General features: G+C 63.1%; 6 protein-coding genes. 5 read left to right on the top strand and 1 reads right to left on the bottom strand.

Annotated features, from left to right (window positions below; translation table 11 throughout):
• Positions 1-1,088: cytosine deaminase (locus ACILRA_RS19790; protein WP_395663776.1), on the top strand; the 1,088-nt coding region annotated here is incomplete at its 5' end.
• A 154-nt stretch (positions 1,089-1,242) separates the two neighbouring features.
• On the opposite strand, the gene ACILRA_RS19785 is transcribed toward ACILRA_RS19790, so the two are convergent.
• The gene (locus ACILRA_RS19785) at positions 1,243-1,869 is read right to left on the bottom strand and encodes a TetR family transcriptional regulator C-terminal domain-containing protein (RefSeq protein WP_395663775.1); all 627 of its coding nucleotides are present in this window, start codon (positions 1,867-1,869) and stop codon (positions 1,243-1,245) included.
• A 79-nt stretch (positions 1,870-1,948) separates the two neighbouring features.
• On the opposite strand from ACILRA_RS19785, the gene ACILRA_RS19780 reads away from it, so the two are divergent.
• The 4 genes from ACILRA_RS19780 to ACILRA_RS19765 all read left to right on the top strand — a co-directional run.
• Positions 1,949-2,725, top strand: a complete 777-nt coding sequence (locus ACILRA_RS19780) for an ABC transporter ATP-binding protein (protein WP_395663774.1) — start codon at positions 1,949-1,951, stop codon at positions 2,723-2,725.
• Positions 2,726-3,628 carry an ABC transporter permease gene (locus tag ACILRA_RS19775; RefSeq protein WP_395663773.1) on the top strand — a complete coding sequence of 301 codons (903 nt, stop codon included), beginning with the start codon at positions 2,726-2,728 and terminating at the stop codon, positions 3,626-3,628.
• A complete protein-coding gene (locus tag ACILRA_RS19770; RefSeq protein ID WP_395663772.1) occupies positions 3,625-4,395 on the top strand; it encodes an ABC transporter permease in 771 nt (256 codons plus the stop codon). The genes ACILRA_RS19775 and ACILRA_RS19770 overlap by 4 nt, the downstream gene beginning before the upstream one ends.
• Positions 4,396-4,440: 45 nt before the next feature.
• Positions 4,441-4,909: ABC transporter substrate-binding protein (locus tag ACILRA_RS19765; protein WP_395663771.1), on the top strand; the 469-nt coding region annotated here is incomplete at its 3' end.

The raw sequence follows: 4,909 nt of genomic DNA, 5'->3' as shown, positions 1-4,909 counted from the left end.
GCATGCCGCGCTACAACAACTCGGGCACGCTGCTGGAGGGAATCGCGCTGTGGGGGGAGCTCAAGCCGCTCTTGACGCATGAGGCGGTGATCGAGCGCGCCATGCGCTATTGCGATCTCGCGGTTGCTCAAGGCCTGCTTGCCATCCGCACCCATGTGGATGTGTGCGACGACCGGCTGCTCTGCGTCGAGGCGCTGCTGGAAGTGAGAAAGCGCGTGAAGCCTTATATCGACCTGCAGATCGTGGCCTTTCCGCAGGATGGCTTCTACCGCGACCCCCATGCAAAAAAGAACCTTCTGAGGGCACTCGACCTAGGCGTCGACATCGTCGGCGGCATACCCCATGGCGAGCGCACCATGGCGGATGGTGCGGCGAGCTTGAAGGAGCTCTGCGAGATCGCGGCGGAGCGTGGGCTTCTCGTCGACATTCATTGCGACGAGTCAGATGACCCGTGGTCGCGGCATGTGGAAACGCTCGTCTACGAGACGCAGCGGCTGGGGCTGCAGGGGCGCGTGGTGGGCTCGCACCTCACCTCCATGCATTCGATGGACAATTACTATGCCTCGAAGCTGATCGGGCTGATTGCGGAGGCGCAGCTTCATGCCACGCCGAACCCGCTCATCAACATCACGCTGCAGGGCCGGCATGACACTTACCCCAAGCGCCGCGGCATGACGCGCGTGCCGGAGCTGCGCGCGGCGGGCATCAACGTCTCCTTCGGGCATGATTGCGTCATGGACCCATGGTACCCGATGGGCCAGGGCGACATGCTGGAGGCAGCCTCGATGGGTTTCCATGTGGGTCTCATGACGACCCCCGAGGCGATGCGCTGGGCCTTCGATGCGGTGACGGTCAACCCCGCCAAGGCGCTGCATCTTGAGGGCTATGGGCTGGACAAGGGCTGCAAGGCCGATTTCGTGGTGCTGCAGGCGAAGACGCCGGTCGAGGCACTGCGGCTGAAGGCCAACCGGCTGAAGGTGGTGAAGGCGGGCAAGGTGATTGCCGGGACGCCTGAGCGGGTGAGCGCGCTGCATCTTGGTGGGCGGCCGGGCACGGTGAATGGTGCGGACTACGCGCCTGGCCAGTAAAGTCCCTTCTCCCGTCGCGGCACGCGATGGGAGAAGGTGCCCGAAGGGCGGATGAGGGCCTCTTTCCGCGAGTCCCGATGCTGAAGCAACCCTCATCCGGCCTGTCGGCCACCTTCTCCCATCCTGCGGACGGGAGAAGGGAATGGGGATGTGTCTACCGCGGCTTCAGCCCTTCGACGAACAGCGTGGTCAGCGTGTCCTCGGCCTTTGTCATCAGGTCTGGCGTGTTGCCCATGACCGCACTCACCTGGGCGTCGAAATCGGCGTAGTGCTGGGTGGTGGCCCAGATGGCGAAGATCAGGTGATGGGGGTCAACCGGGTTCAGCCGGCCCTCGGCGATCCAGCGGTTGATGATGGCGGCCTTCTCGTCCACCAGTGCCTTCAAGGGGCCTTTCAGATAATCGCCGATGGTGGTGGCGCCGTGCAGGATCTCGTTGGCGAAGAGGCGCGACGCTTTCGGGTTATCGCGTGACAGCTTGATCTTGGTGCGGATGTAGCGGGTGATCTCGCCGATGGGCTCGCCATCGGGGTCGATCTGGCGCAGCGGCTCCAGCCAGTCGTGCAACGTATGCTCGAGGACAGCGATGTAGATGTCTTCCTTGCGGCGGAAGTAATAGAGCAGGTTGGGTTTGGAGAGGCCGCAGTTGGTGGCGATCTGGTCCACGGTCGCCCCGCGGAAGCCATAGGCCGAAAATGCCTCCAGCGCCGCCTTGAGGATCAGCCCCTCATTCTGCGCCTGGATGCGGGTCTTGCGGGAAGCGCTGCCGGCCTGTTCCATCATTACAGTTTCTTAATTCTTGATCGAATGGTCAAGAGCGGTTAGCTTTTGCACAAGCAACAAGAAACCAGGGGAGAAGGCGTTGGCGGGGCCAGTCATTTCGGCGCGCGAGCTGAGCCTCGTTTTCCAGACGGCGGATGCGCCGGTCTATGCGCTCTCGAAGGTGAACCTCGAGGTTGAGGAAGGCGATTTCGTTTCCTTCATCGGCCCTTCGGGCTGCGGCAAGACCACACTGCTGCGCGTTATCGCCGACCTCGAACAGGCGACCTCCGGGTCGATCACCGTCAATGGCATGACGCCGCAGGAGGCCCGCCTCAAGCGCGCCTATGGCTATGTGTTCCAGGCGCCCGCCCTTTACCCGTGGCGCACGGTGGAGCGGAACGTGGGGCTGCCACTGGAGATCATGGGCTTTGCCGATGCGGCTGAGCGCATTTCCCGCAATCTCGAGCTCGTCAACCTCAAGGGCTTCGAGAAGAAATATCCCTGGCAGCTCTCGGGCGGCATGCAGCAGCGCGTGTCGATTGCGCGCGCGCTGGCCTTCGACCCCAAGCTCCTGCTGATGGACGAGCCCTTTGGCGCGTTGGACGAGATCGTGCGCGACATGCTGAACCAGCAGCTGCTCGAACTCTGGGACCGCACGAAGAAGACCGTCGTCTTTGTCACCCATTCCATTCCCGAAGCGGTGTTCCTCTCCACCAAGATCGTGGTGATGAGCCCCAGGCCTGGCCGAATCATCGACGTGATCGAAACCAATTTCCCGCGCAAGCGCTCGCTCGACATCCGCGAGACGAGCGCATTCCTCGCCATCGCGCATCGCGTACGCGAGGGGCTGAAGGCCGGTCATTCCTATGAGGATTGAGTGAGCGCTGCACCCGCCATCGCCGCCAAGGCGCACGCGACGGAGGAAAGCCAGGCGCTGCCCTTGGCGGTGGTCTGCTTCTGCATCCTCGTGGTGTGGTATCTGGCTGCCATCCCGATGAACTGGGTGGTGACGGAACCGAAGATCGCGGCAGCAGGCGGCGGCCTTTACAACCTTCTGTATGTTTCATGGAACGAGACGCGCCCGGTGATACCCGCGCCGCACCAGATCGTGGCGGAGCTGTGGAAAAGCGTGTTCACGGTGGCGCCGTGGATGCCCAAGTCGCTGGTCTGGCACGGCTGGGTGACGCTGTCCTCAACGCTGCTCGGCTTTGTGCTGGGCGCGCTCCTCGGCATCGTGCTGGCGATCGGCATCGTGCATGTGCGCTTTCTGGCGAAGAGCCTGATGCCGTGGATCATCGCCTCGCAGACGATCCCGATCCTCGCCATCGCACCCATGGTGATCGTGGTGCTGGGCTCATTGGGCTTCACCGGGCTGCTGCCGAAGTCGCTGATCTCCATGTACCTCTGCTTCTTTCCCGTCACCATCGGCATGGTGAAGGGCCTCACCTCGCCTGAGACGATGCAGCTGGATCTGATGCGCACCTATCATGCGTCGACCTCCGAGGTGCTGTGGAAGCTCAGGTTCCCGGCCTCCGTGCCGTTCCTGTTCACGTCCCTGAAGGTGGCGGTGGCCATTGCCCTGACCGGCGCCATCGTGGGCGAATTGCCAACAGGGGCGGTGGCGGGCATCGGCGCCAGGCTTCTGCAGGGCTCCTATTACGGGCAGACGGTGCAGATCTGGGCCGCGCTGTTCATGGGCTCCTTCATCGCGGCGGGGCTTGTCTGGCTTGTCGGCGTCATCGAGCGCTTCACGCTGAAGCGCATGGGAGCCAGGCCATGAGGAAGTGGCAGGTCTCAGACATCCTTTATCCGGCGCTGTTTGGGCTGGGCGTGCTGGTGTTCTGGCAGGCGGTGGTGAAGGGCTTCGATGTGCCCGCCGTGCTGCTGCCCGCCCCCTCCGACATCGCCACGAAATTCATGTCGTCGCTGCCCATCCTGTGGGTGGACTTCGTGCAGACGGTCATCCGCGCGGTGATCCCCGGCTGGATCATCGGCTCGCTGTCGGGTTTCCTCGTCGCCATATTGTGTGATCGCATTCCCTTCCTGCGCCGGGGTTTGCTGCCGCTCGGCAATCTGGTTGCGGCACTCCCCATCGTCGGTGTCGCCCCCATCCTCGTCATGTGGTTCGGTTTCGACTGGCACTCCAAGGCGGCGATGGTGGTGGTGATGACCTTCTTCCCCATGCTTATCAACGCGGTGGCGGGATTGCAGGCGTCAGGACATCTGGAGCGCGACCTGATGCAGAGCTATGGCTCCTCCTGGTGGCAGACGCTGGTGAAGCTCCGGCTTCCCGCCGCCATGCCCTTCATCTTCAACGCCCTCAAGATCAACTCCACCCTTGCCATGATCGGCGCCATCGTTGCTGAATTCTTCGGCACGCCCATCATGGGCATGGGCTTTCGCATTTCCACGGAAGTTGGCAGACTGGGACTGGACATGGTCTGGGCCGAGATCGCGGTGGCTGCTATCACGGGTTCGGCTTTTTACGGTCTTCTGGTGTTCCTCGAACGCCGGGTGACCTTCTGGCATCCGTCCTACCGCAAGTAGGCCGGCAACAAGGCAAATGAAAACCACAAGAGGAGAACAGGGAAGATGAAGAAATTTCTGATGGCCGCGGTGACCGCGGGCGCACTGCTGGCAAGCGGAACGGCCGCCATGGCCGAAGCCGTGAAGCTGCAGCTGAAGTGGGTGACGCAGGCACAGTTCGCCGGCTACTACGTGGCCGCCGCCAAGGGCTTCTACAAGGATGCCGGCCTCGACGTGACGATCCTGCCGGGCGGCCCGGACATCAACCCGCAGCAGGTGCTGGCGGGCGGCGGCGCTGACGTCGTCGTCGACTGGATGCCGTCGGCGCTGGCCACGCGCGAGAAGGGCTCGGCCGTCGTCAACATCGCCCAGCCGTTCAAGACCTCGGGCATGATGCTGACCTGCCGTAAGGAAACCGGCATCACCAAGCCGGAAGACTTCAAGGGCAAGACGCTGGGCGTGTGGTTCTTCGGCAATGAATATCCCTTCCTGTCGTGGATGAGCCAGCTCGGCATTCCGACCACGGGCGGGGCTG

The organism is Aestuariivirga sp., from assembly GCF_044239095.1.
GTDB lineage: Bacteria > Pseudomonadota > Alphaproteobacteria > Rhizobiales > Aestuariivirgaceae > Aestuariivirga.
The sequence above is the reverse complement of the archived record's forward strand: the minus strand, read 5'-3'. Positions and strand labels throughout refer to the sequence as shown.